Below are 26,321 nucleotides of genomic sequence, written 5' to 3'. Positions count from 1 at the left end.
TCCGCCACGGGACACGGCGGCATTCAGCGCTTTAACCGGCGCGTGATCGAGTCCTTGCGCGCACTCGGCTGCCGACCGGGCGTCGCCATGCGCGCCGATCACCCACCGCGCCGATTCGCCGCGACGATCGTCGCCACGTTGCGCCGGGCCGATGTGGTGCTGATCGGCCACATCAACCTGCTGCCGCTTGCCCTGCTCGCGCGAGCCCTTCGGCCGCGCGCGCGCATCATCCTCTTCGCGCATGGTATCGAAGTGTGGGGCGATCCGGCCTATCGCGCGCCCCGCTGGTGGGAGCGGCGTGTGCTACGGGCGGCGATCGATCGGATCGCCATCGTCAGCCGCTTCTCGCAGCAGCGCATGGCCGCAGCCTTCGGCCTGCAAGCGGCCAAATTCGTGCTGTTCCCCAATGCCGTCGACCTGCCCGAACCCTCGCCGCTAGCGCCGGTCGTGGCGGGCAAGACCATCCTCGCCGTGGCGCGGCTGGGCGCTGGGGAGCGCGAAAAGCATGTCGACAAGCTCGTCTCCGCGCTGCCTGCGCTGCCCGACGCGCAGTTGACGGTGATCGGCGACGGCCCGCTGCGGGGGGAGTTGCAGGATCTTGCCGCCACGCTCGGCGTCAGCAATCGCGTGGCGCTGCCCGGCTGGGTCGACGAGGCGGCGCTGGCGCGTGCCTATGCCGAGGCGCAGGTCTTCGCCTTGCCCTCATCGAAGGAAGGATTCGGCATCGTCTATCTGGAGGCATGGGCGCGCGGCCTGCCGGTGATCGGCTCGCGCTTCGGCGCCGCAGCGGAGGTGATCGAGGAAGGGGCGGACGGGTTCGTCGTTGACCCGGAGGACGTACCCGCGCTCGCCGACAGGCTTCGCCGGCTGCTCGATGATCCCGAACTGGCGCGGCGCATGGGCGCGGCCGGTCACCGCAAGACAGCCAGCCGCTATTCGGCCGCCGCCTTCACGCACAATCTCGCCGCTCTGCTCTAAAGCGACATGCCGTTGATCGGGATCACCCGCACCGGGCGGGGACGGCGCACCCTGCCGATCAGCAACATGCATGCCGCGACCAGCAGGAGAAACGGATAGCTGCGGCAGAAGAACGACAAGGTGGTGCTGACCTCCTTCTCGGCCAGGAACGACGTGGCGGCGAGGATGAACGCCGCCCAGACATTGCCGCTCAGCCGCCCGCCCAGCCAATCCAGCGCGGCAAACGCCAGTCCCGCCGCCAGCATCGGCAGCAGCATCACGCCAGCGACGCCGAACGCGGCAAGGCTGCTGGCGATCAGCCCCACCACCGGCCGCGCGATCGAGCCGTTCTCGCGAAAGCCGTAATGCCACGCGATCCGATCGGGGGCGTTCGCCAGCGTCTTGGTGATGAGGAAGCCCGGCAGCAACGTCTCGGCCGGATCGCGCCACAGGTCAGCGCCGCCGATCGTGCCGAACGCGTCCAGGCCGCGCGCCACGAGGTCGATCGGCTGGATCATCGTAAACCGCTCGGTATTCCAGGCCAGCGGGAAGATGTAGCTGTCGCGCCACACGCGCTGGTGCCCGGTCGCCAGCTGATCGGCGGTTGCGGCGAGCCGCACAGGGTGGAAGCCATGCTCGCGCAGCACTGACCACGTGGCGCCGATCCGCGCGGTGCTGCGCACGTCGGTCATGGTGCGCACGATCTGCACCGCCGGCATGACAAGCGCCAGCAGCACGGCGGCGCTCACCCCTGCAGGGATGATCCACCGCAGGCGCAACCGCGCGCCATGCACCACGAAGACAAGCGCGATCACCAGCAGGCAGTCGAACAAGGTCCGCTTGGTATTGTCGGCCAGCGTCAGCGCCAGCACGACCAGCATCATCACGGCGAGCACGGCCTTGTGCCGGGCGACCAGCGGTTGCCGCACCACCAGCGCGGCCTGCAAGGCGATGCCGAGCGGCAGCAGCGGGTAGAAGGTGCCGAACCCGCCGAACCCGCCCGGCTCGAAGCCGCCATCCACCGCGATCGGGCGAAACTGCGTCTGCAGGAACAGGAACACGGCGCCAGCGAGAAAGGTTGGGACGGCAAGCCGAACGAGATTGGGCTCATGGCGCGTCAGATGGCGCAGATGCTCCGCGCTGCGCGAGGGGCGCGACACCGTGCGGGCGACACCATAGCCGATCGTGATCGCGCCAAAGCCAAGCAACAGATAGCCGGCGGAAAGATCGGGCACCTGCAGGTTGCTGTGGACTGGCTGACCCGCCAGCGTCTTCACCAGCAACGCGCCCGATCCGAAATACACGGTCATGATCGCGTACAGCCCGTCGGATACGCGCCACTGGCTGCGAAGCAGCGGGATCACCGCCGCGCCTGATATCAGCACAAGCACGCCGAGGACCCATAGGCTGGCGCCCAATAGCAATTGCGCGCAGCCGAGCAGCGCCAGCACGATCAGATAGGCCCAGCCGAGCCATTGCATGGCGCTAATCCAACCTCCCCCGCTTTTCCCCGGCGGTAAGCCTAATCCGCCATCGCGCACGCGTCGATACACTGCGTTGCGAGCCTCGCGCGGATCGCCTAGCCTGTCTCGAGGGGGAGAATATCATGCTGATTGGCGATGGCGCAGCCGCTTGACGGGCGGGTGGCGGGTGCGTGGAAAGGCGGGCCGAGCTTTGCGCTCGGCAATCGTCTGTATCGCCTCGCTTGGGCAGCAACGTGGCTGCTGCTGGCACGCTGGACCCCGCCGCCGCTGCGCGCCTGGCGTCGCCTGCTGCTGCGGCTGTTCGGCGCTCGGGTGGCGCCGACCGCGAATGTCTATGCCAGCGCGCGCATCTGGTCGCCGGCCAATCTCGTCATCGGCGATCATGCCGCGATCGGGCCGGGCGCGAACGTCTATTCCATGGCGCGCATCACGATCGGCGCGCATGCGATCATCTCGCAGCGCGCGCATCTTTGCGCCGGCACGCACGATATCGAGGATCCGGCATTCCAGCTGCGCGCCCGCCCGATCGCGATCGGTGCGCGCGCCTGGGTCGCGGCAGAGGCGTTCGTCGGGCCGGGCGTAACGATCGGCGAGGGGGCCGTGCTCGGGGCACGCGGCTGCGCGATGCGCGATCTGCCACCCTGGACCGTCCACGGTGGCAATCCCGCGACCCACCTGCGCGACCGCCGCATCCGCTTCGGCGCGTCGACATGAGCGAAGCGCTCGGCACAACGACAGCAGCGGATCTCACCGTCGTCATCATCACCTTCAACGAGGCGCACCACATCGCGCGCGCCATCGCCAGCGTGCGCCCCATCGCGCGCGCGGTGCTGGTGGTCGACAGCTTCTCGACCGACGCGACGGTCGATCTGGCGAGGGCCACCGGCGCCCGCGTGCTGCAGCACCCGTTCACCAGCCATGCCGCGCAGATGCAATGGGCGCTCGATCACGGCGGCATCACCACCGGCTGGACGCTGCGGCTCGATGCCGACGAGCTGATCGAGCCCGATCTGGCGCAGGCGATCGCGACCACCCTGCCGACTGCCGCGGCGGACGTCACGGGCGTGCTGCTGAACCGCAAGCATCTCTTCATGGGCCGCTGGATCCGCCACGGCGGGCGCTACCCCCTGTGGCTCTTGCGGCTGTGGCGCACCGGCGCGGGCCGGATGGAGGCGCGCTGGATGGACGAGCATGTGGTCCTCACCCACGGGCGCGCGATCAAGCTGGCGGGCGGCTTTGCCGATGCGAACACCGGCGACCTGTCGTTCTTCACCGCCAAGCACAATGGCTATGCCAGCCGCGAGGCAGTCGAGGTGCTCGCCACCCGCCACGCCTTGTTCGATGCCGCGCCCTCCCGGCTCTCCGGTCAGGCACGCCGCAAGCGGGTGCTGAAGACAAAGGTCTATGCTCGGCTGCCGTTATGGGCCGGGCCGCTCGGCTATTTCCTCTACCGCTACATCGCGCAGCGCGGCTTCATGGATGGCCGGGCCGGGCTGATCTACCATCTGCTGCAGGGCTTCTGGTATCGCTTCCTGGTCGCCGCAAAGGTCGCCGAATGGGAAGGCGAGCTTGCCGCCTGCCAATCGCGCGAGGAACGCTTGGCGCGGCTCGCAACGCTCAGCGGCCTGCCGATCGCGCCACCGGCGTGACGCGCATCCTGCGGATCATTACCAGCGCCGATCCGCGCACCGGCGGCCCGATCGAGGGCGCGCGGCAAGTGGCGGCGATCTGGGCGCGGCAGGGGCACCGGCAGGATCTCCTCACGCTCGATCCGCCCGACGAACGCCACCTGCCCGATTACCCCGGCACCATCACCGCGCTCGGCCCGGCGCGCGGCGGGGGGCCGCTGCGCCGCTACCGCTACGCGCCAGCCATGGTCCCGTGGCTGCGGGCCAACGCACAGCGCTACGATGCGGTGATCGTCTCAGGCTTGTGGCGCTATGGTGCGCGCGGGGCAGCGCAGGCGCTCGCCGGCGGCCCGGTGCCGTATTTCGTGTTTCCGCACGGCATGCTTGACCCCTGGTTCCGCCGCACCGCCCCGCTCAAGCATCTCGCCAAGCAAGCCAGCTGGTGGTGGGCGGAGGCGCCGCTGCTACGCAACGCGCGCGCGGTGCTCTTCACCAGCGAAGAGGAGCGGTTGCGCGCGCACCGGGCTTTCTGGCCCTATAGCCTGCACAGCGCGGTGGTGAACTACGGCACCGCCGATCTGCCACATGGCGCCACCGACGAAGCGGCCTTTCGGCAATCGCTTCCGGCGCTCGGCGCACACCCGTTTCTACTCTTTCTCGGCCGGATCCATTCCAAAAAGGGCTGCGATCTGCTGGTGCGCGCCTTCGTGGCACTGGCGAACCGCGAGCCGGCACTGCATCTGGTCGTCGCGGGGCCGGACCAGGCGCAGCTGGTGCCTACCCTGCAGCAGATCGCAAGCGACGCCGGCATCGCCGCCCGCGTCCACTTTCCCGGCATGTTGGCCGGCGCACAAAAGGCCGGCGCGCTGCGGGCCGCCAGCGCCTTTGTGCTGCCATCGCACCAGGAGAATTTTGGCATCGCCGTTGCCGAGGCGCTCGCCGCGGGCACGCCGGTGCTGGTCAGCGATCAGGTGGCGATCTGGCGCGAGGTCGTGGCCGATGGCGCAGGGTTCGCCGCATCCGATACGCAGGCAGGCACGATCGACCTCATCGCGCGATTTCTCGCCTGCACGCCCGCGCAGCGAGAGGCGATGCGCGTTCAGGCACGCGCCTGCTTCACCACCCGCTTCCACATCGATCGCGCGGCCGACAGCCTGCGATCGCTGATCGAGCAATCGATCCCCTGAAAGCCGCTGTCCTACACCATTCGGCCTCCTGTAGAACATAAATGGAACAAACAGGAGGAAGACATGGCGGAAGTGGAAATACCAGCAGGCTTCGTGCCGCAATATGCCGTGGCGTTCGGCGCGGTCGATGCGCCGGCCGTGGCGGTGCATGAGGACAATCCGCTGCCGGTGCGCGCCGTTCAGAAACCGGCCGGCTCGATCCCGCTCACCGGCACCTTGACCGCCAGCGGCATCGCGGGGCCGTTCGCCCCAGATCTGGACCGTCCGATCTGGGTCACGCTCACGGGCGAGTGGACCGGCACGGTCGAGGTGCTGCGCTCCACCGATGGCGGGGTCACCAGCCTGCCGCTGACGGCGGGCGGTGCGCGCTGGGCGCGTTTCACCGCCAATTGCAACGAAGCGGTGGTGAGTGAAAGCGAGGCAGGTGCGCTTCATTATGTGTCGGCAACGCTGCTGAACGGCACGCTCACCTATCGGGTGGCGCAATGAGCGGCGTGGATGTGGTGGCGCGCGGCCTCGCCGCGCAAGGCCGCGCAGCCGCAGCCGCCTCGGCCCGCCACGCCAATCTGCTGCGGGCGGCGGGCGCGGCGCTTGGCCGCAATCCGGTAGTCGAGCGGCACTGGCTTGCCGCCCCGGCCTATACGCCAGGCGCCGCTTACGCGGTTGGCCAGGTGGTGGCGCATGGCGGCAATTGGTATCTGTGCGGCTTGGCGGGCACCGCGCCGCTGAGCGGCACCGGCCCGACGACAAGCACCAACGGTCAATATGTCGCCGATGGTGCCGGTGGGCTGTACTGGGCGTTCGTCGGCGGAGCGCGCGCCGCCGATCCGGGCGACGGGGCACCAGCAGTGACGGCGGTCACCAGCAACCCGTCGCTCGGTGCAACCTGGACGCCTGCCGCCCACTCCGGCGCCTTCACGCTCCGCGGGGCAACCGCTTCACCCCTGCGCACGACCTTCTGGTCGCTGACCAGCTTCGAGGCAAAGGCGGGCGCGCCGATGTGCGTGGGCGCGTCGGTCTCCTTCGCCTGCGACGGGGAGAAGGTGGCGCTGTTCATCCCCGCCGGCTCGGCGCAGGTGCGGGTGATCGTCGATGGGCGCTATCTGATGCCGGGCAGCCATGTCGCCGGCGGACAGGATCAATGGCTGGTGATCGACTGGTCGGCCAGTACGGGGCGCCGGTGGCGTCACTATGAGCTGGAAACCGGCAAGAGCGCCTCGCAGTTCGGCGGCGTCCAGACCGGCGCCACGGCCACAGTCAGCGCGGACGGTGGCGGTGCGCCGCGGCTGGCCGTCATCGGCGACAGCTACAATGCCGGGTCGAGCTACGGTCCCTGGCTCGCGGGCGGATCGATCGCGCAACTGCTCGCCAAGCGGCTCGGCTGGCGCGATTGCTGGAACTTGTCGGTCGGCGGTACCGGCTATTGCAATGCCTCCGCCGCGAGCTTCCGCACCTTTGGGCAGCGGGCGGCACAGGCACTCGCCCTCGCACCCGATGCGCTCATGTTGATGGGATCGACCAACGACGTCGGCTATGCCCCCGCGGCCGTGCAGGCCGCCGTGCTGGCAACCTTGCGCACGCTGCGCGCCGGATCGGCGGCGCCAATCATCGTGGTCGGCGTACCATCGATCAACCTGCCGGGGGCCGCGGCGGTGGAGGCGGCGATCGCCGCAGCGGTCGCGCAAGCCGGCGATCCGCTCACCCTCTTTGTGCCCATCTGCGGCGCGACGCCGCCGTGGGTGGTGGGCTCGTGGAACAACGCCAGCGGAGTGCCCGCCGGCGTCGCCAACGCCGGCTTCTACGTCGCGGCTGACAACGTCCATCCGCCCGAGATCGGCATTGGCTATTATGCCGAGCGGATCGAGCAGGCGATCCGGACGGCGGTGCTCCCGGCACTGTCGATCTTGCCCGGCTAGGCGAGGCGCGCGTGCGCTCGCCCCGGCCCGCCGGTCAGGGATCAGCGCACGCGCATCCCGCGCACGCTGCGACCGCCGAAGTTGATGAAATAGCTGCCGATCGCCCCGCGGCGAATGCGGATCTTGTCGCCAGCCTTGGGCGGGAAGGTCACCGCCTCGGTGGTCTGCCACACCGCATCGTCCTCACCACTCAGCCGGATCTCGACCCGTCCGCCCTGCACCTGTCGCGCGGACGCCACCGTGGTGTTGATCTCGGTGAACTCCTCCTTCTTCGCCTCTTCGTCGCCTTCGTTGAACAGCCCCACGCGCGGCAGCTGGAAACCGAATAGCGATCGCCGGGTGCGCCGCACGTCGTCCTTGTCAAGGATGCGCACTTCCTTCGCCTGCACCGCCTGCTCCAGCGCAGCCGCCGCCTTGTCGAAACAGGCCAGCCGCTCCTCCGGCACCGCAATCGCGCGGCATTGGGCAAAGGATTGCACCACCCGGCTGCTTGCGCGGTCCTGCGCCTGTGCCCCTGCGGCACCGGTCGCGGCGATGATCGCCACCGCCATGCTTCCGGCCGCCAGCGCGCGTGATTGCGCCATTTCTCGTCTCCTTGAACTAAGCTGGTGATACAGTGTGTCGTGAAACCGGACAAGGCGGACAGGAAAGTGTTGCCTTCCTGTTACACTTGCGCGGCAATGTGGCGGATGCGCCGGGTGGACGTTGCAGGGGCGGGGATTGCTGATTAGCCCGTGTGGCCATGTGGGTCGGTCTTTGTCGATCGCACATTAGGGCAAGCCGATAAACCGGGTTCAACCGGGGCATCAAAAGGGAAACACACATGCGCACAACTTTTCGCTCGCGCTTGTTGACGACGACGCTGTTCGTCGGCGCCGTGATGGCAGCCGGCTCCGCGTCGGCGCAGCAGGTCGACTCGACTGTTACGCCGGGTGCACCGGCGCCGGGCGTCGTCACGCAGGAAGGTGCTGACACCGCCCCGACCGCGACCGGCGACATCGTCGTTACCGGTACGCTGATCAAGAACCCGAACCTCGTTCAGGCCACCCCGGTCAAGGTCGTCGGCGCCGACGAAATCGACCTGCAGCAGGCCAACGTTGCAGAAGAGCTGCTGCGCGAACTGCCGGGCATCACCCCGTCGATCGGTTCCGCGGTCAACAACGGCAACGGCGGTGCGTCGTTCGCCAACCTGCGCAACCTCGGGTCGAACCGCAACGTCGTCCTGCTCGACGGCGTCCGCCTGGTGCCGGCCGAACTGAACGGCCGTTTCGACCTTAACAACGTGCCGCTCGCGCTGATCGACCGCGTGGACGTGCTGACCGGCGGTGCATCGACCACCTACGGTGCAGACGCGGTTTCGGGCGTCATCAACTTCATCACCCGCCGTAACTTCGCCGGCCTCGAGGCAAACGTCTCGCAGCAGATCAGCGAAGAAGGCGACGGCAGCGTGTTCCGCGCCGACGTGACGATCGGTGCGAACTTCGATGACGGCCGCGGCAACGCGGTGTTCAGCATCGGCTACCAGGAATCGGATCCGATCTATCAGGGCGCCCGCGACTACGGCTTCCTCGCGCTCAGCTCCGGCACCGGCGGCGGCGGCGGTTCGGGCACGGCGGTTCCGTCGCGCTTCTCGATCCCCGGCCAGGGCACGCGTCAGGTCAACGCAGACGGCACGGCTTTCCGTCCGGGCAACGCGTTCACCGCGTTCAACTTCAACCCGTTCAACGTCTATCAGACGCCGTTTGACCGCTTCAACATCTATGGTGCGGCCAACTACGAAGTCAGCGACGACGTCGAAGTCTACACGCGTGGCATCTTCTCGAAGAACACCGTGTCGACGATCATCGCACCGTCGGGTTCGTTCGGCGTCGCGGTCGACATTCCGCTCAACAACCCGTTCCTGACCGACGCGCTGCGCAACACCTTCTGCTCGGCCAACGGCATTTCGGCCGCGGCCTGCGCCGCTGCTGCGAACCCGACGTTGACGCCGGGCGATGCCGGCTACCAGACGGTCACCAGCGCGCTGTTCCGTCGTGCGACCGAGGTGGGTCCGCGCGTCAGCGAGTACTCGACGCAGTTCTTCGACTATCGTCTCGGCGCGCGCGGCGCGATCACCGACACGATCGATTGGGACGTGTTCGGTTCGTACGGTGAGTCGGAGAACCTGCAGTCGATCCAGGGCTACACCCTGAACTCGCGCGTTGCAGACAGCTTCCTCGCCAACAACACCACCAGCTGCTTCGACGGCACGGCCGCCGGCTGCGTTCCGATCAACTGGTTCGGTCCGCAGGGTAACGCCACCTGGACCGACGCGGCTGTCGACTTCCTCAACGAGACGTCGACCGTTCGTACCCGCACCACGCTGGCCCAGGCTCGCGCCACGATCAGCGGTGACTTCGGCGTGGCCAGCCCGCTTTCCGACAACCCGATCTCGTTCGCGGTTGGCGGCGAGTATCGTCGCTACAGCGCATCGCAGGCCTCCGACACGCTGGCAGCCAGCGGCGATCTGGGCGGCGCCGGTGGCCCGGCTCCGAACATCACCGGCGGCTATGACGTGTACGAAGCGATCGGCGAACTCATCGTTCCGCTGATCCAGAACCGTCCGTTCTTCCAGGATCTGACGGTGGAAGGCGGCATCCGCTATTCCAGCTACACGATCGATGCAGCGGGTGATCCGGGCTTCAACACCACCACCTGGAAGGCGGCTGGTAGCTGGACGCCGTTCAACGGCCTGAAGATCCGCGGTAACTACGCGCGCGCCGTTCGCGCCCCGAACATCGCCGAGCTGTTCTCGCCGGTGACCACGGGTCTCACCAACCTGCAGGACGATCCGTGCGCCACGTTCGACGACAACGGTAACCGCATCCGTCCGAACCCGACGGGCACGCTGCGCGCCATCTGCCTTGCGCAGGGTGCATCGGCTGCCAACGTTGATTCGATCGCGCAGCCGATCTCGGGTCAGGCCAACTCCACCGGCGGCGGCAACCTGCTGCTCGATCCGGAAGTGGGCAAGAGCTGGACGGCCGGTGTGGTCTTCACGCCGACCTTCGTGCCGCGTCTGTCGATCTCGGTTGATTACTTCAACATCAAGGTTGACGGTGCGATCACCTCGCCGGCTCCGGGCGACGCGATCTCTGCTTGCTTCGGCGCCACCGGCACCAACTCGCCGACCAGCGCGGCGTGCACCTCGATCCGTCGTGACCCGCTCACGGGCGGCCTGAACGGTGACCCGAACACCACGCCGGGCTTGTTCCTGTCGCTGTCGAACCTCGGCCGTCTGGAAACCAGCGGTATCGACGTGACCGCGAACTACGCGCACGACATCGGCTTCGCGAAGCTCAGCCTCGCCGGCTCGATGACCTGGACCGACAAGTCGACCTTCCAGGCGACTGCCGCCAGCTTCAACCGTGATTGCGTCGGCTATTACTCGGCCAACTGCGGTCAGCCGATCCCTGAGTGGCAGTGGTCGGTGCGTGGTACGGCAACGGTCGAGGGCGTGGACATCTCGCTCCTGTGGCGCCACATCGGCAGCACCCGTTATGAGGGCGCAGCCGGTGACTTCGTCGCTCGTGGCTTCGACGAAGACTCGCGCTTCATCTTCGAGGGCACGCTGCCGGCTTCGGCAGGTCGTCTGGCTGGCCGTCAGGTCAACTTCAACCGGATCGAGGCGAAGGATTACTTCGACCTCACCACCCGGTTCAACGTTGCAGAGAACCTGACGTTCACCGCGGGTATCCAGAACCTGTTCGACATCGAGCCGCCGCTGGTCGGTGGTGAGGCTGGTTCGACCACCTTCAACAGCGGCAACACCTTCCCGTCGACCTACGACGCGATTGGTCGCCGTTACGTGATGGCTGCGAAGATCCGCTTCTAAGCGAACGCTTCACACCAAAGAGAAGGGCGGGCCTTGTGCCCGCCCTTTTTTTGTCTGCGAAACGCTGCAAGGCAGCCGAGCTTCAGCCACGGCCAGACAAGCGGAACCCTCGTCCGCCTTCCTCCTAACGCACTCTGCGATCAGGGCAGCAGCGGCGCCTTGAGGTCCAGCGCGATCCCGGACCGCTCGGCGATCACCAGCGCCCAGGCTTTGACCTTCTCGATCTCGTCACGGTGCGCTGCCATCGCATCCGCATGCTCGCGCGCGCGATCGCTGGGCGTAAACGCCGCGCCCGTTTTGCTGTGCCGCGCCATCGCCGCATGCTCGCCGACGCCGTCCGCCGGCAGCCCGAACAGCGCCGCTGCCCGGCCGATCGCGGCCGCCGGGTCCGCCATCAACCGTTCTGAATCGAGCGTGCGGACCCGATCGGGAAATTGCTGCACCAGCATGGCGAACTGGCGATGCTGCGCCAGCCAGCCGACCGCCGCCACCTGCAGGTCGCTCATGCGAAAGAAGTCGTCCGGCGCGAACCCCAGGTCGACCAATCCGTCGCGCAGCAGCCCCTCCAGCAGTTCGCGCACCCACAATCGGCACCACAGCCCCTTGCGCGCCACCGAGGTGAGAAACACCCGCAGCGGCGCATGCAGCAGCACCGCGCGCGCATCCGGGCGCAGCGCCAGCATCGGGCGTTGCAGCGCGCACAGGATGTTGGACGGCTTGACGACGACACTCTCGCCCGCGCCCCACGGCCGCGCGAGCAGCGCCATGGCCTCGTCGAGCAATCGCGCCAGATCGGCGCCCGTGCGCTCGCCACGCCGCCGGATCCCCGTCACATCGTTGAGCAGCACCGGCTCCGACAGCCCCATCGCCACACCCGGCCGATCAAGCGCGCGCACCAGCAGCGTGGAGGCGCAAAAGGCCGAGTGAAAGATGAAATGGAGTGGCGCGGCATGCGCACGCGCCGCTGCCACGCCGGCGGCGCGATCGGCGACATGGCTCGGCTGCGCGCCCACCAGCTCGTCGGTCAGGAACGGCCCGTCGGCGTGCATCGCGCGCGGCACGAAGCGATACAATAATTGGTCACGCCCCGGCTCGTACCGGTGCGCCAGCCATTGCGGGTCCGCGGCGTCGAAAGTGTTGCGGGAATACATAGGTGAACCCTAGCCTTTGTTCGCGAGTGCGGCATAGTCTTCCCAACCCACGGGTCGCCTCATAGAAAGATCTGCATGTCGCTGACCTCCCAGGAAGCCAATGCACGCGGCCTCGCCGCCTTGCGCGCCCAAGATATTGATCAGGCACAGCGCTTGTTCGAGCAAGCCGTTGCGCTTGATCCCGCCGCGGGCAGTCTGTGGCGCAACCTTGCGCACGCGCGCCGTCTGGCCGGCGACGAGCCGGGCGAGCGGCAAGCGCTTGAGGGAGCATTGGGGATCGATGCGCGCGATCTTCAGGCATTGGTGCGGCTGGCGCAATGGTTCGAGCGTGCCGGCGACCGGCGCGAGGCGATGCTGCGCTGGTCCGGCGTGATCCAGCTTGGCGAACAGATCGCGCAGCCAAGCGCCGAGTTCGGCCAGCTGCTCGATCACGCGCGTGACTATTGCGCCGCGCAGGGGCAGGCGATCGCCGCGCCGATCCGCCAGGCGTTGATGCCGCAGGTCAATGGCTTCGATCAGACCAGCCGCCGCCGCTCGCAGGCGTTTCTCGATCATTCGCTCTCCGGCCGACGGATCTATCCCAATGTCTGCGCCGGCCTGCATTATCCGTTTCTCCCGGCCGACGAATTCTTCGACGATCATCATTTCCCCTGGTTCGCCGCGCTAGCTGCCGACACCGACGCGATCCGCGCCGAGCTGGAAGCGCTGATCGCCGATCCCGGCGACGATCTGATCCCCTATGTGCGCATGGAAAAAGGCCAGTCGGGCAGCCAGTGGGATCCGCTCAACAACAATCTCGATTGGGGCGCCTGTTTCCTGTGGGAATATGGCCGGCCGAACGCACCGGTCCTCGCGCGCTGCCCGCGCACCGTCGCCGCGCTGGCGCGCCTGCCGGGCGCGCGCATTCCCGGCCGTGCGCCCAGCGCCTTCTTCTCCATGCTGAAACCGCATACGCGAATCCCGCCGCACACCGGCGTCACCAATACGCGCGCGATCGTGCACTTGCCGCTCATCGTGCCGCCGGGCTGCGGCTTCCGCGTCGGCGGCGAGACACGCGAATGGGTGATCGGTCAGCCCTTCGCTTTCGATGACACGATCGAACATGAAGCATGGAACAACAGCGATGAATTACGCGCCGTGCTGATCTTTGACGTATGGAGTCCGCACCTGTCGCCCGAAGAACAATCTGTTGTCGCCGAGTATTGCGGCATGATAGATGATTTAGCCGACTCCCCGGTCAAGGGGTGATGATCAAACAAGGGTAGGGAGAACGGGGAAATGTCGGGTCTTTCAGTCGCAATGGTCATGCTGCTTCAATCGGCAGCGACGCCGCCCTCCGCCGTTCCTGCCGTTGCTACCGAACAGCCGCAGATCTGCCGCCGCATCGAAGTGACCGGCTACGTCGCGCGCAAGGAAAAGGTCTGCAAGACCAAGGCCGAGTGGCGCGCCGCCGACGACAATGGCAACAGCCGCGCTCGCGCCATCGTCGAGTACAGCACGAGCCGTTCGATCGCGAATTAAGCGTCACCGGTCATCAGTTCGGCTATATGGCGCGGCTGCCTGTGCTCTGTCGCGATGTCTAATGAAGGAATGTCGTGACAATGCTACTATCCTGGATGTTGCTGCAGGTGGCAGCAGTACCGGCGCCTCAACCCGAGCTGATCTGCCGAAGAGTGGAAGTCACCGGTTCGATCGCCCGCAAGGAGCGGGTTTGCAGGACCAAGGCCGAGTGGCGTGATGCGGACGAATGGGGCAACCGTCGGGCGCGCGCCATCGTAGACGAGAGCCGCGGTCGTATGTCCGACGGGCTGTGACTATTATCGAAGGTTAGCCGGCACCGCGCGTCAGAAGATCCCCAGGAACTTCTTGCGCTGCTTCTTGCCGGGCTTGTCCTCGCCCTTTTCGTCCTTGGCGGTCGTGCCCTTGCCCACGTCGTCGCGCTTCTCGCCCTTGCTGGTGCGCTGCGCGGCGGCGTTCGCGCCCGACAGCACAGGGCCGCACGCGGCGGACTTGGCATCGCCCACGTCGACGAACGCCAGCACGCCCGCGAGCGGCGCGGCGACCACCGCCAGGCCGAGTCCAGCGCCGGCGCGGCCGATCAGGTCGGGGCTGATGACATCGAGCGCCGGCGCCGCGAAATAGCCGCCGATCCCGACCGGCGACTGGCCGGAGAACAGGCTGAACTTCTTGGCATCGGCGCGGATCGCCAGATCGATCGCCTCCGTGCGGAAGCTGAAGCCACCGCGCCCGAGAATGACGTTCTTCTGCGTGTCGATCAGGATCGGGTCAGCCGCGGCGATGCCGCCGCGCACGGTGAAGGCAACCAGCCCGCAATTGATCTCCACCGGCTTTTTCAGCTTCCCGGCGAACATCTTCTGCACGAACGTGCCGATGTCGAGTTCGGCAAGCTGGACATTGCGCGTCCACAAGGTGCCCTGCGGCATGACAAAGGCGATGCGCCCGCTCGACGTCGCCAGCGAATCGCCGATCGAATCGCCCCGTCCGCGCAGCTCCATCCGTCCCTTGATCGTGCCGCTGGTCCCCGATTCGGCAATGCCCCAGCCCGCGAACAGCCGCCCCATCGGGGTCGGCGCCAGCCGCACGTCGTAGCTGACCGCGCTTGGCCGCTGCCGCGTGTCGAACACGATGTCAGTCGAAACGTTGCCGCGCGCCATGGCGAAGCTGAACGGCGACAGCGCCAGCTTTCCGCGCTCGAGCTTCAGGGTCAGCGCCACGTTCGAGATCGGGACGCGGCGCGACTTTACCTGATCGATCGTCCAGTCGAGATCGGCGTCGAACACGCGCATCTTCTCGACCGGCATTGCGGTGTCGGGCAGCAGCTTGCGCGCACCCGCCCCCGTCGCGGCCGCCGCGGCGACCGCGCCCTGTTCCTCCACGATGTCGGGATTGTAGCCGATCAGGCCCGACGCATCGACGATGTCGAGGCTGCGCGTGCGCAGCGTCGATTTGAGGTGCAGCCGCTCGCCGTTTGTCACCGTCAGCGTGCCGGCGACGTCGCTCTCGCCCACCGTCCCGCCGATGTTGGTGAAGCGATAGACGTCGCCGTCCTTCACCATGCGACCCTTCAGCGCATAGCGCCGCGTTTCCGGCAGAACGACGCCGATGATGCCGAGCAGCTCGGCAAGATCGCGTCCGCGCGCCCGCGTTTGCAGCGGCACCTTCTCGACCTCCGCCAGCGACGGCAGCGTGCCGGCGACGTCGACCACATTGTTCGCCGCCCAGGCGCGCGCGGTCAGCTTGTTCTCGCCGCGGTTCACCGTCGCGTCGGGCGACAGCAATTGCCCGGCGACGCGAAATGGCGTGTCGCGGATCCGGCCTTCGCCAGCGACGCGCACCGCCTTGCCGATCTGCGCATCCTCGGATCGGATGTCCTCGATCCCGAGATCGGCCAGCAGCCGCATGCGCGGATCGAGATAGCGCACGGTGGTGCCGCGCACGGTCGCCACGTCGATCCGCGGAAACTCCAGCGGCTTGCCGCCCTTCTTCTCGCTGAAGGTCCAGGTGTTGGTGCTGTGGCCCGCATTCCATTCGAGATCCGCCGCGCCGTTCAGCAGATCGAGCGAATACAGCCGCCGCTTGCCGAACAGGAGCGACAGCGGCGCGATCTGCGTGTCGATCCGGTCCGCGCGGAACAGATACGGCCGCGTCGCCCATTCAGGATTGGCGATCGTGAAGCGCTCGGCATAGAATTTGATCCGCCACGGCGCGAAATAGAGCTGGAAGTCGCCGCCGACGCGCACCTCGCGATTGGTCATGCGGCCGACGATCGATTCGAACGGGCTCTTCAAAAAGCGCCCCTTAGTGATGAACAGCACCAGCCAGATCAGCGCCGGCACCGCCAGGATCGCGATGATCGTGTTGCGGATGATCCGGCGACGGCGCTGCTGCCGCGCGTCTGCCGCAGGGGGTGACGGCTGGTCGTTACGCTCACTCACCATGTCCATCCCCGCACATCGCTTGGGATCACGAGTTGGTTGCATTTCGCCCGCAGCATCGCTAGGGGCCGGCGCTTCTCCCAGCGAGGTGAAACGAACCGCCCGGCCATCAGGGCTGCCGCGGCGGTTCCAGTCTCGCTCGAACTGAAAGGACCAAAATGCCCAAGCTCAAGACGAAGAGCGGCGTGAAGAAGCGCTTCAAGCTCACCGCAACCGGCCTGTTGAAGCACGGCGTCGCCGGCAAGCGCCACCGCCTGCTGCATCACACCGGCAAGTACATCCGCCAGAATCGCGGCACCAAGGTGCTGTCGAAGGCCGACACCGCGACGGTGAAGGCCTGGGCTCCCTACGGTCTGCGTTGAGCGAGAGGAACTAAGATATGGCACGCGTCAAGCGGGGCGTAACCACTCGCGCCAAGCACAAGAACATTCTGGAACAGGCCAAGGGTTACCGCGGCCGCCGCAAGAACACGATCCGCATCGCGCGGCAGGCCGTCGAAAAGGCCGGCCAGTACGCGTATCGCGACCGCAAGGTTAAGAAGCGGACCTTCCGTGGCCTGTGGATCCAGCGCATCAACGCCGGCGTCCGCGCCGAGGGCCTGACCTACAGCCAGTTCATGCACGGCCTGAAGCTGTCCGGCATCGACCTCGACCGCAAGGTCCTGGCCGACATCGCGATGCACGAAGGCGAAGCGTTTACGGCGCTGATCGCTCAGGTGAAGAAGGCGCTGCCCGCCGAGGCTTGAGCCTCTTCTTCCAGAGCGACACAACGGGCGTGGGTGGCAACACCCGCGCCTTTCGTGTTTCTGAAGCCCTTCTCCCCTCGATAATCGTCATTCCCGCGCAGGCGGGAATCCATATTCTCCGAACCGGCGAGAGGAGGATCGACGATGGCCAGACAACCCTGCGTCTACATTCTCGCCAGCGGCAAGCATGGTACGCTCTACATCGGGGTCACATCGAACCTGCTCGCGCGGCTGCATCAGCACCGCGCAGGATTGATCGAAGGGTTCACCAGCCGCTACGGTGTGCATCGTCTTGTCTGGTTCGAGATGGCAGACACGATGGAAGCCGCGATCGGCCGCGAGAAGCAGCTGAAGAAGTGGGATCGAGACTGGAAGCTGCGGTTGGTCGAGGAGAACAACCCCGGATGGGTGGACTTGGCGATCAACCTCGGCTTCGAGCAAGTCGAGAACACAGCGCGTATGGATTCCCGCCTGCGCGGGAATGACGGGATAGTTACCGATGACCGAGATTGACGACCTGAAAACGCACCTGCTGACCGCGATCGAGGCCGCGGCGGGGCTGGAGGCGCTGGACGCGGTGCGTGTCGACGCGCTGGGCAAGCAGGGCCGCGTCACCGCGCTGCTGAAGTCGATGGGCGGGCTCAGCCCCGAGGAGCGCCAGGTGCAGGGCCCCGCGATCCACGGCCTGCGCGAGGCCGTGACGGGCGCGATCGCCAGCCGCAAGGCCGCGCTCGAAGCCGCCGCGCTGGAGGCGAAGCTCGCCGCCGAGCGGATCGACATGACGTTGCCGGCCGAGGTGCCGCTTGCCGGCACGATCCACCCGGTCAGCCAGGTGATGGACGAACTGGCGGAAATCTTCGCCGATCTCGGCTTCGCGGTCGCCACCGGCCCGGAGATGGAGACCGACTGGCACAATTTCACCGCGCTCAACATTCCGGAGACCCATCCGGCGCGCGCGATGCACGACACCTTTTATCTCGACGGCGACCATGTGCCCGAGGATCGCGAGCGGCCGCGTCTGCTGCGCACCCACACCTCGCCGGTGCAGATCCGCACGATGCTGGCGAACAAGCCGCCGATCCGCATCATCGCCCCCGGCCGCACCTATCGCAGCGACAGCGACGCGACGCACACGCCGATGTTCCACCAGGTCGAGGGCCTCGTGATCGACAAGGGCATCACCATGGGGCACCTCAAGTGGACGCTGGAGACGTTCCTCAAGGCGTTCTTCGAGCGTGACGACATCGTGCTGCGCCTGCGCCCCAGCTACTTCCCCTTCACCGAGCCGTCGGCGGAGGTCGACGTCGGCTACACCCTGCAAAAGGGCAAGCGCGTGATCGGCGGCGGCGGCGATGTCGAGAACGGCGGCTGGATGGAAGTGCTCGGCAGCGGCATGGTCCACCCAAAGGTGATCGCCGCCTGCGGGCTCGATCCCGATGAATGGCAGGGCTTCGCCTTCGGCTGCGGCATCGATCGCCTCGCCATGCTGAAATACGGCATGGACGATCTGCGCGCCTTCTTCGACGGCGATATCCGCTGGCTCAAACATTATGGCTTCTCCGCCCTCGACGTCCCGACGCTGTCGGGCGGCGTCGGCGCGGCGTGATCGGCGCGCTGAAGCTTGAACCGCGACGGCGCCCTATCTCACTGCGTCATCCCGGACTTGATCCGGGATCCATGGTTCCGCGCACACCGACCTCGATGCGTTCGCGGCACGATGGACCCCGGATCGAGTCCGGGGTGACGGCGTGACCTTGGCGACCACACGACCTACGATAGCTCACAAGACCCCCGCCTCGGCCGGGGCGACGGATTGAGAAACCCATGAAATTCACCCTTTCCTGGCTCAAGGACCACCTCTCGACCGAGGCGTCGCTGGACGAGATCCTCGTCGGCCTCACCCGCATCGGCCTCGAGGTCGAAGGGGTCGAGAACCCGGGCGAGAAGCTCGCCGCTTTCCGCATCGCCAAGGTGCTGACCGCCGAGCGGCACCCGCAGGCGGACAAGCTTCAGGTGCTGTCGGTCGACGCCGGTGACGGCCCGCTTCAGGTCGTGTGCGGCGCGCCCAACGCGCGTGCCGGCCTCGTCGGCGTGTTCGGCATGCCCGGTGCCACGGTGCCGGCCAACGGCATGGTGCTGAAGGTCGCGGCGATCCGCGGCGTCGAATCGAACGGCATGATGTGCTCCACGCGCGAGCTGGAGCTGGGCGACGATCATGACGGCATCATCGAGCTGGCCGCCGACGCTCCGGTCGGCGCTGCCTTCGCCGAATGGGCGGGCCTCAACGATCCGGTCATCGACGTGTCGATCACCCCCAACCGCCAGGATTGCATGGGCGTGCGCGGCATCGCCCGCGATCTCGCCGCCGCCGGCCTCGGCACGCTGAAGCCGCTGACGGTGCCCGGCCCCCACCTTGGCACGGACAACTCTACCTCCGTTCGCCCTGAGCTTGTCGAAGGGCGTGTTCCAGACGCACGGGCTTCGACAGCCTCAGCCCGAACGGGGATCGAGGCGACTGAGGGAACGGGCCCCGGCCCCGACGTGCGCACCGACGATCCCGCCGGCTGCCCGGCCTTCTTCGCGCAGGGCGTGAACGGCGTCAGCAACGGCGCATCGCCCGAGTGGCTGGCCAAGCGCCTGCGCGCGATCGGTCAGAAGCCGATTTCGGCGCTGGTCGACATCACCAATTACATCACCGTCGATCTCGGCCGTCCGCTGCACGTCTACGACAAGGCGAAGCTGTCGGGCGGCCTCGTCGCGCGCAAGGCGAAGGCGGGCGAGACGGTCCTCGCGCTCAACGGCAAGACCTACACGCTCGACGAGACGATGACGGTCATCGCCGACGACGCCCATGTCCACGACATCGGCGGGATCATGGGCGGCGAGGAATCGGGCGTGTCGGACACGACCACCGATGTCGTCATCGAATGCGCCTATTTCGATCCCGAGCATATCGCGCGCACCGGCCAGAAGCTGATGCTGACCAGCGATGCGCGCCAGCGGTTCGAGCGCGGCGTTGATCCGGCGTTTCTGGACGATGGCCTGGCGATCGCTACCCGTCTCGTGCTCGACCTGTGCGGTGGCCAGCCAACGGGCATCAGCCGCGCCGGCGAGCCGCCGCTCGGCACCCGCAGCTACGCCTATGATCCGGCCCGCGCCGAAACGCTCGGCGGCCTCGCCGTCGCGCCGGAGCGGCAGCGCGCGATCCTTACCTCGCTCGGCTTCACCGTCAGCGACGATTGGCAGGTCACCCCGCCGACGTGGCGCCGCGACATCGATGGCGCCGCCGATCTGGTCGAGGAAGTGATCCGCATCGAGGGAATCGACAACGTTCCCTCGGTCCCGCTGCCCCGCGCGCCGGGTGTCGCAGCCCCCACCGCCACGCCGGAGCAGAAGCTGGAACGCCGCGTCCGCCGCGCCGCCGCCGCGCGCGGCCTGGACGAAGCGGTGACGTGGAGCTTCATTTCGGAGGCCGAGGCCGCGCCCTTCGGTGGCGGTGCCTTCACGCTCGCCAATCCGATCAGCGAGGACCTGAAGGTCATGCGCCCGTCGCTGCTACCGGGCCTGCTCTCCGCCGCCGCGCGCAACGTGCGGCGCGGGGCGGGCACGATCCGCCTGTTCGAGATCGGCCGCCGCTATCTCGCTGACAAGGAGCGGCCGACGCTCAGCCTCGTCCTCGCCGGCGATCGCCGCGCGCGGCACTGGCAAACGGGCAAGGCGCAAGCCTTTGACGCGTTCGACGCCAAGACCGAGGCGCTGGCGCTCCTCGCCGCCGCCGGCGCGCCGGTCGATAACCTCCAGGTATTCGGCGAAGCCGGTGACGCCTGGCACCCTGGCCAGTCGGGCACGCTGCGGCTCGGACCCAAGACGGTGCTTGCCGCCTTCGGCATCCTCCACCCCAATGTCACCCGCGCGTTCGATCTCGACGCCGGCGTCGCCGCGGTGGAGCTGTATCTCGAGGCGATCCCCGCAAAGCGTTCTGCAGGCTTCATGCGCCCGGCCTATACACCGCCCGCGCTCCAGGCCGTCCGCCGCGACTTCGCCTTCCTCGTGCCCGAGGGGCTTGCTGCAGATGCGCTCGCCCGCGCGGTCAAGGGTGCGGACAAGGCCGCGATCGTCTCCGCCCGCGTGTTCGACGTCTTCACCAAGGACGGCGAAACCTCGATGGCGGTCGAGGTCGTGCTGCAACCCGGTGAAAAGGCATTCGTCGAGGCCGAGCTGAAGGCGATCGCCGACAAGGTCGTCGCCGCCGCCGCCAAGCTGGGCGCCTCGCTCAGGGGCTAACACATAGCCGTCGTCCCGCCCCGGCGGGCTGACGGTGAAGGAGGCAAAGTGACCGACTGGATCACCATCGCGAACGATCAACTGTCCGCGGCGATCAACCCGCTCGGCGCGGAGCTGTCCTCGCTGAAGGACGCCGCCGGCTGCGAGCTGATGACCGATGCCGACCCGGCGTTTTGGACCGGCCGCGCGCCCTTGCTCTTCCCCGTCGTCGGCAAGCCCGCCGGCGAGGTGATCCGCATCGGCGGCCGCGAATACCCGATGAAGCAGCACGGCTTCGCTCGCCGTCTGCCATTCACGCTGGTCGACCACGGCCCCACGCACGCGACCTTCCGCTTGCAGGATAACGACGAGACCCGCGTCCATTACCCCTTCGCCTTCACGCTCGACGCGACCTTCCGCCTCGACGACGCGACGCTGCACACCGACATCCTGATCGCCAATTCGAACCAAAACGAAATGCCGGCGAGTTTCGGTTTTCACCCCGCTTTCGCTTGGCCGCTGCCCGGTGGCGCGGAACGTGGCCAGCACGTCATCACTTTTGGCCAAAATGAGCCGGATGGCGTCCGACCCATCGCCGATGACGGCACGATCAAGGCCGGCTCAAACCCCTCGCCGCTGGACGGTCGGACGCTCCACCTCGCCGATGATCTGTTCACGCATGACGCGCTGGTGTGGGACCATGTCCGCTCCTCCAGCGTCACCTACGGCGCCCCCGGCGGGCCACACCTGCGGATCGACTTCCCCGACACCCCGATGCTCGGCATCTGGACCAAGCCCGGCGCCCGCTACATCTGCGTCGAGCCGTGGCACGGCATCGCCGATCCGGAGGGCTATGCCGGTGAATTCATTGACAAACCCGGCATCTTCCTGGTCCCGCCGGGCGGTTCCAAGTCGATCAGCATGGCGGTAACGCTGCTCCCATGAAACTCGACACGCTCATCGGTGAACCCTGGGGCGATTATGGCCTCGTCGATTGCGGCCATGGTCGCAAGCTGGAGCGCTACGGCGACTATCGCTTCATCCGCCCCGAGCCGCAGGCGCTCTGGGCGCCGGCCGGTAACGACTGGAAATCGCACGGAGAATTCATTCCCGGCAGCGACGAGGATGGCGGTGGCCAATGGCATTACACCCGCCCCGTCCCGCGCGACGGCTGGCCACTCGCCTGGGGCGTCGGCCCCGGCACCGTGCGCTTCACCGCGCAGAACACGCCCTTCCGCCATCTCGGTTTCTTCCCCGACATGGCGCCCGTCTGGTCCTGGCTGCGCGAGCGACTGGATGGCGTGACTGAGCCTGAGGCGTTGAATTTGTTCGGTTATACCGGCGTCGGCACGCTCGCGCTGTCGGCGGCGGGCGCCAAGATGGTCCATGTCGATGCCTCCAAGAAATCGGTCGATGCCGCCCGCGCCAATGCCAAGCTGTCGGGCATGACCGACCGTCCGGTACGCTGGATCGTGGATGACGCCGCCAAGTTCGTCGCCCGCGAGGTCCGTCGCGGCCGCCGCTATGACGCGATTCTGCTCGATCCCCCCAAATACGGCCGCGGCCCCGATGGCGAGATCTGGCGGCTGGAGGAGCATCTGCCCGCGCTGATTGCGGATTGCCGCCAGCTGCTCGACGCCAACTCCCGCGCGCTGTTCCTCACCGTTTATGCGGTGCGCATGTCCGCGCTGGCAATCGGCGAGATGCTGCGCCAGCTGTTCGCCGACTTGCCGGGCACGGTGGAATGCGGCGAACTTGGCGTGCGCGAGGAAGCGCGCGGGCTGGTGCTGCCCACCGCGATCTGGGCGCGCTGGTCCAACGACTGACTTGTACCGGCACGTTCGTGAACCCAGATGCAGGGTCAATCACGAGGATCGATCGCGAATGGATCAGCTGAATTTGTCGGAAGCCGAGTGGAAAGAGCGGCTTACCCCCGAGCAATATCATGTGCTGCGCGAAGCGGGGACCGAACGCGCGTTCGCCGGAAAATATAACGATTACAAGGGTGATGGCATCTATTGCTGTGCCGCCTGTGATCTGGATTTGTTCGACAGCGCGGACAAATATGACTCCGGCTCGGGCTGGCCCAGCTTCACCCAGCCGATCGCACCCGATGCGGTGACCGACCACCGCGACACCAGCCACGGCATGGCACGGATCGAATCGCGCTGCGGCCGGTGCGACAGTCATTTGGGCCACGTCTTCCCCGACGGGCCGCCGCCAACCGGCCTTCGCTATTGCATGAACTCGGTCAGCCTCGATTTCCAGCCACGTAGTTGAGCGGGTCCGGGTCATCTTGTTAAGCGCAGCCTAAGCTTCTATCCCACAAGGCGCTTCAATGGCCCGCCGCCCCGCTCCCCGTTCGCTCTGGCGTCGCCGCCTGTCGATCACGATCAAGGTCCTGATCGCGCTCGCGGTGCTGGCGTTTGGCGCATTGCTCACCGCGGTTTACATCGCACGCGCGCAGCTGCCCTCGTTCGAGGAGCTGAAGTCCTCTCCGAATGGTCAGATGATCCGCGTGCATGCGGTGGACGGCACGGTGCTGGTGTCGATCGGCCCGAGCTACGGCGAGTGGCTGCCCTTCGATCGCATCCCACGCATCATGCGCGAGGCGACCATCGCGGTGGAGGATAAGAGGTTCTACAGCCACATCGGTGTCGATCCGATCGGCGTAGCGCGCTCGCTGAAGGTACGCCTCGATCGCGGTCGCTGGGTGCAGGGCGGATCAACGATCACGCAGCAGCTCGCCCGTAACGTTTTCCTCAACAATCAGAAGAAGTTCGGGCGTAAGTTCCGCGAATGGATCCTGGCGCTCGCGATGGAGCGCAAATTCTCCAAGGAGCAGGTGCTCGAGCTCTACCTGAACAAGGTGTATTACGGGGGCGGCGCCTATGGCATCGACGCCGCTTCGCGCAAATTCTTCGGTCATGGCGCCAATCGCCTGTCGCTCAGTGAGGCGGCGATCATCGCCGGGCTGGTGAAGGCGCCGTCCAATTATTCGCCGACCGCCGACGCGCAAGCCGCGGTTGACCGCGCGCAGGTGGTGCTGCGCGTGATGGCGGCCAATGGCGTGATCAGCGCCAGCGAAGCCGCCGATGCGGACCCGAATGCCGTCAAGCTGGCACCGGAGCCCAAGCAGAACAGCGTACGCTATTTCACCGACTGGGCGCTGCCGCAGCTCGAAATGCTGATCGACGAGACCGAGCGGCCGCTGGAAGTGTGGACCACGCTCGATCTCAACATGCAGCGCGCGGCCGACGCCGCCGTGCGCGCCAATGCGCCCGCCGGTGCGCAGGGGGCGTTGGTGTCGCTGGATCGCGACGGCGCGGTTCGCGCGATGGTCGGCGGCAAGGATTACGTGTCGTCGATCTACAACCGGGCGACGCAGGCGCAGCGCCAGCCGGGCTCGGCGTTCAAGCTGTTCGTGTATCTTTCGGCGCTTGAGGCCGGGATGACCCCGGAGTCGACCGTTGTCGACGAGCCGATCACGATCAACGGCTGGAGTCCGCGGAACAGCTCGCGCCGCTATTCCGGTCAGGTGACGCTCAGGACGGCGTTCGCCTATTCGCTCAACACGGTGGCGGCGCGGCTTGGGCAGCAGGTGGGCTTCACCACGGTGGCGGACATGGCACGCCGGTTTGGCATCACCTCGCCGATCAATACGCAGCCCTCGATGGTGCTCGGCACATCGGACGTGCGCCTGATCGACATGACGCGCGCCTTCGCCAGCGTCGCGAACAAGGGGGTGGCGGTAACACCCTATGGCATCACCAAGGTCACCGCGAACAACGAGGTGATCTACCAGCAGGAGGTGGATCGCAGCCGCGTGCTGGTGGCGCCCTATGTCGCGGCGCAGATGACCGACCTGTTGCAGACGGCGGTCAGCACCGGCACCGGTCGCGCCGCGCAGATCGGCCGCCCGGTGGCGGGAAAGACGGGCACGACCTCTTCGTCAAAGGATGGCTGGTTCCTCGGCTTCTCTTCGGGGCTGACCACAGGCGTGTGGATGGGCCGCGACGATGCCAAGCCGGTGGGCGGGTTGCAGGGCGGCGCCGCGCCGGCGCGTGCCTTCTCGCAGTTCATGACAAAGGCGGTGGCCTCGCGGCCGGTCGAGCAGTTCGACACGGAGGTGACGCTTCCTGAATGGCAGCTCGAGCCTGATGAGGAGAGCTATTTCGGTGAGCCGGACAACAGCGTGTTCGTGGACGAAAACGGCGTGCCGATCGCGGTTGATGGTGTTCCGGTGCAGGATGACGACACTTACGGGCGGGGCATCGAGCGACCCTCGCCGCGCGCCGAGCGGCCGGCATCGGACGATTATTCTTACGAGCAGCCGGCACCTGCAGCGCCTGCTCCACCGCCGCCGCAGCGGTTGGACCAGGACTGGATCGATCGCGTGACCGGGCGCGATCCCTATCGTGAGCAGCCGCGTGACCCGTCACGTGAGCCGCGGCGGGATCGGCGTATTCAGCCGCCACCGCCGGCGGACGATCGACCGTACCAGTGAAGCGCGGCGCCATTGGTGCGCAGCCAGTGACGGTGCGGCGTCGGGTCGCTGCCGTAGAGGGTTTCCACCAGGGTGTGGAAGGCGGCGGAATGGTTCATGTGGATGCGGTGTGCCACTTCGTGCGCGGCGGTGGCGCGGCGTACCGCGGTGGGCGCAATGACGAGGCGCCAACTGTAGCGGATCGTGCCGCTGCTGCTGCAACTGCCCCAGCGGCCCCGCGGATCGCCGATGGCGACGCGGGTGATATTCACCCCGGCGCGGGCGGCGTAGAAGGCGGTGTCCTCCTCCAGCAGGCGCAGTGCTTCGCGGCGCAGCCACGCCTCGACTCGGCGGGGGAGGGTGACCTCCGCGCCAGATGCGACCAGGCGATTGTCGACGCGGCGAATGAGGCGCGAAGGGCCTTCCTGCCAGTCGATCACCAGCGTCTCGTCGCCGAACGGCAGCTCTGCGCCGGGGACGAATGGCCGCGCCTGGGGTAGCTGCGCACGCTGTTCGGCCATCCACTGGATGTTTTCGGCCACCCAGGCGCGTGCCTTGGCCAGCGATGCGCGTTTGGGAACCGTCAGGCGAAAACGACCGGTCGCGGGATCGAACGCCAGCTTGATTCGGCGCGCGGCGGGGTGGCGAAAGATGTCGATATCATCAGTCACGAG

Annotated in this window: 24 protein-coding genes; 19 read left to right on the top strand and 5 right to left on the bottom strand. The window is 67.2% G+C overall.

Features of this window, described 5'->3' with window-relative positions; genetic code table 11:
* Positions 1 to 42 precede the first annotated feature (42 nt).
* Positions 43 to 978, top strand: a complete 936-nt coding sequence (locus SPDO_RS09935) for a glycosyltransferase family 4 protein (RefSeq protein ID WP_143559628.1) — start codon at positions 43 to 45, stop codon at positions 976 to 978.
* On the opposite strand, the gene SPDO_RS09930 is transcribed toward SPDO_RS09935, so the two are convergent.
* Positions 975 to 2,438, bottom strand: a complete 1,464-nt coding sequence (locus tag SPDO_RS09930) for a hypothetical protein (protein ID WP_088367314.1) — start codon at positions 2,436 to 2,438, stop codon at positions 975 to 977. The two genes, SPDO_RS09935 and SPDO_RS09930, sit on opposite strands and share 4 nt — an antisense overlap.
* A gap of 138 nt (positions 2,439 to 2,576) precedes the next feature.
* Here SPDO_RS09930 and SPDO_RS09925 point away from each other — a divergent pair, with 138 nt between their 5' ends.
* The 5 genes from SPDO_RS09925 to SPDO_RS09905 all read left to right on the top strand — a co-directional run bounded on the left by SPDO_RS09925 (position 2,577) and on the right by SPDO_RS09905 (position 7,172).
* A complete protein-coding gene (locus tag SPDO_RS09925; RefSeq protein ID WP_088367313.1) occupies positions 2,577 to 3,155 on the top strand; it encodes a putative colanic acid biosynthesis acetyltransferase in 579 nt (192 codons plus the stop codon).
* Positions 3,152 to 4,090, top strand: coding sequence for a glycosyltransferase family 2 protein (locus SPDO_RS09920; protein WP_088367312.1), 939 nt, complete (start codon positions 3,152 to 3,154; stop codon positions 4,088 to 4,090). The genes SPDO_RS09925 and SPDO_RS09920 overlap by 4 nt, the downstream gene beginning before the upstream one ends.
* Complete coding sequence (locus SPDO_RS09915) at positions 4,087 to 5,256, top strand: glycosyltransferase (RefSeq protein WP_211280043.1); 1,170 nt, start codon at positions 4,087 to 4,089, stop codon at positions 5,254 to 5,256. The genes SPDO_RS09920 and SPDO_RS09915 overlap by 4 nt, the downstream gene beginning before the upstream one ends.
* A gap of 63 nt (positions 5,257 to 5,319) precedes the next feature.
* Entirely contained in the window at positions 5,320 to 5,745 is a 426-nt protein-coding gene (locus tag SPDO_RS09910) for a hypothetical protein (protein WP_088367310.1), read from the top strand.
* Positions 5,742 to 7,172 carry a GDSL-type esterase/lipase family protein gene (locus SPDO_RS09905; protein ID WP_088367309.1) on the top strand — a complete coding sequence of 477 codons (1,431 nt, stop codon included), beginning with the start codon at positions 5,742 to 5,744 and terminating at the stop codon, positions 7,170 to 7,172. The genes SPDO_RS09910 and SPDO_RS09905 overlap by 4 nt, the downstream gene beginning before the upstream one ends.
* Positions 7,173 to 7,213: 41 nt before the next feature.
* Here SPDO_RS09905 and SPDO_RS09900 read toward each other — a convergent pair whose 3' ends face one another.
* On the bottom strand, positions 7,214 to 7,756 hold the full coding sequence (locus SPDO_RS09900; RefSeq protein ID WP_088367308.1) for a hypothetical protein: 543 nt from the start codon (positions 7,754 to 7,756) through the stop codon (positions 7,214 to 7,216).
* A 239-nt stretch (positions 7,757 to 7,995) separates the two neighbouring features.
* On the opposite strand from SPDO_RS09900, the gene SPDO_RS09895 reads away from it, so the two are divergent.
* The gene (locus SPDO_RS09895) at positions 7,996 to 11,046 is read left to right on the top strand and encodes a TonB-dependent receptor domain-containing protein (protein WP_088367307.1); all 3,051 of its coding nucleotides are present in this window, start codon (positions 7,996 to 7,998) and stop codon (positions 11,044 to 11,046) included.
* Between the two features lie 140 nt (positions 11,047 to 11,186).
* Here the strand turns inward: SPDO_RS09895 and SPDO_RS09890 are convergent, their stop codons facing one another.
* Positions 11,187 to 12,197: a hypothetical protein gene (locus SPDO_RS09890; protein ID WP_088367306.1), complete on the bottom strand. Its 1,011-nt coding sequence runs from the start codon at positions 12,195 to 12,197 to the stop codon at positions 11,187 to 11,189.
* A 75-nt stretch (positions 12,198 to 12,272) separates the two neighbouring features.
* On the opposite strand from SPDO_RS09890, the gene SPDO_RS09885 reads away from it, so the two are divergent.
* The 3 genes from SPDO_RS09885 to SPDO_RS16695 all read left to right on the top strand — a co-directional run bounded on the left by SPDO_RS09885 (position 12,273) and on the right by SPDO_RS16695 (position 14,011).
* Positions 12,273 to 13,445 carry an aspartyl/asparaginyl beta-hydroxylase domain-containing protein gene (locus SPDO_RS09885; protein WP_088367305.1) on the top strand — a complete coding sequence of 391 codons (1,173 nt, stop codon included), beginning with the start codon at positions 12,273 to 12,275 and terminating at the stop codon, positions 13,443 to 13,445.
* Positions 13,446 to 13,475: 30 nt separating this feature from the next.
* Positions 13,476 to 13,718 (top strand): hypothetical protein, encoded by a 243-nt coding sequence (locus SPDO_RS09880; protein WP_143559627.1) that lies wholly within the window; start codon positions 13,476 to 13,478, stop codon positions 13,716 to 13,718.
* A gap of 95 nt (positions 13,719 to 13,813) precedes the next feature.
* The gene (locus SPDO_RS16695; protein WP_143559626.1) at positions 13,814 to 14,011 is read left to right on the top strand and encodes a hypothetical protein; all 198 of its coding nucleotides are present in this window, start codon (positions 13,814 to 13,816) and stop codon (positions 14,009 to 14,011) included.
* A 30-nt stretch (positions 14,012 to 14,041) separates the two neighbouring features.
* On the opposite strand, the gene SPDO_RS09875 is transcribed toward SPDO_RS16695, so the two are convergent.
* The gene (locus tag SPDO_RS09875) at positions 14,042 to 16,162 is read right to left on the bottom strand and encodes an AsmA family protein (protein WP_425441946.1); all 2,121 of its coding nucleotides are present in this window, start codon (positions 16,160 to 16,162) and stop codon (positions 14,042 to 14,044) included.
* A 149-nt stretch (positions 16,163 to 16,311) separates the two neighbouring features.
* Between SPDO_RS09875 and rpmI the strand changes: the two genes are divergently transcribed.
* From rpmI to SPDO_RS09830, 9 genes are all read left to right on the top strand, one after another.
* Positions 16,312 to 16,515: a 50S ribosomal protein L35 gene (gene rpmI, locus SPDO_RS09870; protein ID WP_076743996.1), complete on the top strand. Its 204-nt coding sequence runs from the start codon at positions 16,312 to 16,314 to the stop codon at positions 16,513 to 16,515.
* A gap of 17 nt (positions 16,516 to 16,532) precedes the next feature.
* Positions 16,533 to 16,898, top strand: a complete 366-nt coding sequence (gene rplT, locus SPDO_RS09865) for a 50S ribosomal protein L20 (protein ID WP_088367303.1) — start codon at positions 16,533 to 16,535, stop codon at positions 16,896 to 16,898.
* Positions 16,899 to 17,042: 144 nt separating this feature from the next.
* A complete protein-coding gene (locus SPDO_RS09860; RefSeq protein ID WP_088367302.1) occupies positions 17,043 to 17,411 on the top strand; it encodes a GIY-YIG nuclease family protein in 369 nt (122 codons plus the stop codon).
* Entirely contained in the window at positions 17,398 to 18,504 is a 1,107-nt protein-coding gene (pheS, locus tag SPDO_RS09855) for a phenylalanine--tRNA ligase subunit alpha (protein ID WP_088367301.1), read from the top strand. Before SPDO_RS09860 ends, pheS begins: the two co-directional genes overlap by 14 nt.
* A gap of 218 nt (positions 18,505 to 18,722) precedes the next feature.
* Positions 18,723 to 21,182, top strand: coding sequence for a phenylalanine--tRNA ligase subunit beta (pheT, locus tag SPDO_RS09850; protein ID WP_088367300.1), 2,460 nt, complete (start codon positions 18,723 to 18,725; stop codon positions 21,180 to 21,182).
* 48 nt (positions 21,183 to 21,230) lie between these two features.
* Positions 21,231 to 22,106, top strand: coding sequence for an aldose 1-epimerase family protein (locus SPDO_RS09845; protein WP_088367299.1), 876 nt, complete (start codon positions 21,231 to 21,233; stop codon positions 22,104 to 22,106).
* The gene (locus SPDO_RS09840; RefSeq protein ID WP_088367298.1) at positions 22,103 to 22,987 is read left to right on the top strand and encodes an RsmD family RNA methyltransferase; all 885 of its coding nucleotides are present in this window, start codon (positions 22,103 to 22,105) and stop codon (positions 22,985 to 22,987) included. The genes SPDO_RS09845 and SPDO_RS09840 overlap by 4 nt, the downstream gene beginning before the upstream one ends.
* A 58-nt stretch (positions 22,988 to 23,045) precedes the next feature.
* Positions 23,046 to 23,441, top strand: a complete 396-nt coding sequence (msrB, locus tag SPDO_RS09835) for a peptide-methionine (R)-S-oxide reductase MsrB (protein ID WP_088367297.1) — start codon at positions 23,046 to 23,048, stop codon at positions 23,439 to 23,441.
* 58 nt (positions 23,442 to 23,499) lie between these two features.
* Positions 23,500 to 25,668, top strand: a complete 2,169-nt coding sequence (locus SPDO_RS09830; protein ID WP_088367296.1) for a transglycosylase domain-containing protein — start codon at positions 23,500 to 23,502, stop codon at positions 25,666 to 25,668.
* Here the strand turns inward: SPDO_RS09830 and SPDO_RS09825 are convergent.
* Positions 25,629 to 26,318 carry a M48 family metallopeptidase gene (locus tag SPDO_RS09825; RefSeq protein WP_088367295.1) on the bottom strand — a complete coding sequence of 230 codons (690 nt, stop codon included), beginning with the start codon at positions 26,316 to 26,318 and terminating at the stop codon, positions 25,629 to 25,631. The genes SPDO_RS09830 and SPDO_RS09825 overlap by 40 nt on opposite strands.
* Between the last annotated feature and the right edge of the window lie 3 nt (positions 26,319 to 26,321).

This window comes from Sphingomonas dokdonensis, from assembly GCF_002197685.1.
In the GTDB taxonomy this organism is placed as follows: Bacteria; Pseudomonadota; Alphaproteobacteria; order Sphingomonadales; family Sphingomonadaceae; genus Sphingomonas; species Sphingomonas dokdonensis.
The sequence above is the reverse complement of the archived record's forward strand: the minus strand, read 5'-3'. Positions and strand labels throughout refer to the sequence as shown.

Excerpts from the sequence above, each read along its gene's own strand:
- SPDO_RS09930 (WP_088367314.1), bottom strand. The coding sequence starts at position 2,438 with ATGCAATGGCTCGGCTGGGCCTATCTGATCGTGCTGGCGCTGCTCGGC.
- SPDO_RS09925 (WP_088367313.1), top strand. The coding sequence starts at position 2,577 with ATGGCGCAGCCGCTTGACGGGCGGGTGGCGGGTGCGTGGAAAGGCGGG.
- SPDO_RS09920 (WP_088367312.1), top strand. The coding sequence starts at position 3,152 with ATGAGCGAAGCGCTCGGCACAACGACAGCAGCGGATCTCACCGTCGTC.
- SPDO_RS09910 (WP_088367310.1), top strand. The coding sequence starts at position 5,320 with ATGGCGGAAGTGGAAATACCAGCAGGCTTCGTGCCGCAATATGCCGTG.
- SPDO_RS09905 (WP_088367309.1), top strand. The coding sequence starts at position 5,742 with ATGAGCGGCGTGGATGTGGTGGCGCGCGGCCTCGCCGCGCAAGGCCGC.
- SPDO_RS09900 (WP_088367308.1), bottom strand. The coding sequence starts at position 7,756 with ATGGCGCAATCACGCGCGCTGGCGGCCGGAAGCATGGCGGTGGCGATC.
- SPDO_RS09895 (WP_088367307.1), top strand. The coding sequence starts at position 7,996 with ATGCGCACAACTTTTCGCTCGCGCTTGTTGACGACGACGCTGTTCGTC.
- SPDO_RS09890 (WP_088367306.1), bottom strand. The coding sequence starts at position 12,197 with ATGTATTCCCGCAACACTTTCGACGCCGCGGACCCGCAATGGCTGGCG.
- SPDO_RS09885 (WP_088367305.1), top strand. The coding sequence starts at position 12,273 with ATGTCGCTGACCTCCCAGGAAGCCAATGCACGCGGCCTCGCCGCCTTG.
- SPDO_RS09880 (WP_143559627.1), top strand. The coding sequence starts at position 13,476 with ATGTCGGGTCTTTCAGTCGCAATGGTCATGCTGCTTCAATCGGCAGCG.
- SPDO_RS16695 (WP_143559626.1), top strand. The coding sequence starts at position 13,814 with ATGTTGCTGCAGGTGGCAGCAGTACCGGCGCCTCAACCCGAGCTGATC.
- SPDO_RS09875 (WP_425441946.1), bottom strand. The coding sequence starts at position 16,162 with ATGGACATGGTGAGTGAGCGTAACGACCAGCCGTCACCCCCTGCGGCA.
- rpmI (WP_076743996.1), top strand. The coding sequence starts at position 16,312 with ATGCCCAAGCTCAAGACGAAGAGCGGCGTGAAGAAGCGCTTCAAGCTC.
- rplT (WP_088367303.1), top strand. The coding sequence starts at position 16,533 with ATGGCACGCGTCAAGCGGGGCGTAACCACTCGCGCCAAGCACAAGAAC.
- SPDO_RS09860 (WP_088367302.1), top strand. The coding sequence starts at position 17,043 with ATGGCCAGACAACCCTGCGTCTACATTCTCGCCAGCGGCAAGCATGGT.
- pheS (WP_088367301.1), top strand. The coding sequence starts at position 17,398 with ATGACCGAGATTGACGACCTGAAAACGCACCTGCTGACCGCGATCGAG.
- pheT (WP_088367300.1), top strand. The coding sequence starts at position 18,723 with ATGAAATTCACCCTTTCCTGGCTCAAGGACCACCTCTCGACCGAGGCG.
- SPDO_RS09840 (WP_088367298.1), top strand. The coding sequence starts at position 22,103 with ATGAAACTCGACACGCTCATCGGTGAACCCTGGGGCGATTATGGCCTC.
- msrB (WP_088367297.1), top strand. The coding sequence starts at position 23,046 with ATGGATCAGCTGAATTTGTCGGAAGCCGAGTGGAAAGAGCGGCTTACC.
- SPDO_RS09830 (WP_088367296.1), top strand. The coding sequence starts at position 23,500 with ATGGCCCGCCGCCCCGCTCCCCGTTCGCTCTGGCGTCGCCGCCTGTCG.